Below are 388 nucleotides of genomic sequence, written 5' to 3'. Positions count from 1 at the left end.
CCACACAGATTGATATGTTTAAACAGTTAAGAGTAACCTATGTCCCGTTCGTCTAGAGGCCTAGGACACCGCCCTTTCACGGCGGTAACAGGGGTTCGACTCCCCTACGGGATACCATCTTTAAGCACATTTATTTAAGTGTTTTTAAAAATGGTTCAATTTATTGAATCAAGCTCTTTAACAATTTGGAAAGCTGACTGATTGATTTACTTACGAGTAATTCAATCAAATTTAAAAGTTCTCAATGTTTATCTGCTCTTATTTAATAAGAACGGTATAAACACAACAAACACATTCAAGTGTCTTGGCTTTTTGTCTTCACTTTTTAAAAGTGGAAATAAAGAGTGATTCAAACTTAGTTTGAATCGAAATTGAGTCCGGCAAACAG

The 388-nt window shown here is 35.6% G+C and carries 1 tRNA gene; it reads left to right on the top strand.

The annotated features are described in order from the left end of the window. The first annotated feature begins 41 nt into the window (after nt 1–41). A tRNA-Glu gene (locus tag AB4493_RS21590) sits at nt 42–117 on the top strand. Nucleotides 118–388: the final 271 nt, after the last annotated feature.

This window comes from Vibrio sp. 10N.222.55.A1, from assembly GCF_041473835.1.
GTDB classification, from domain to species: Bacteria; Pseudomonadota; Gammaproteobacteria; order Enterobacterales; family Vibrionaceae; genus Vibrio; species Vibrio crassostreae_C.
The sequence above is the reverse complement of the archived record's forward strand: the minus strand, read 5'-3'. Positions and strand labels throughout refer to the sequence as shown.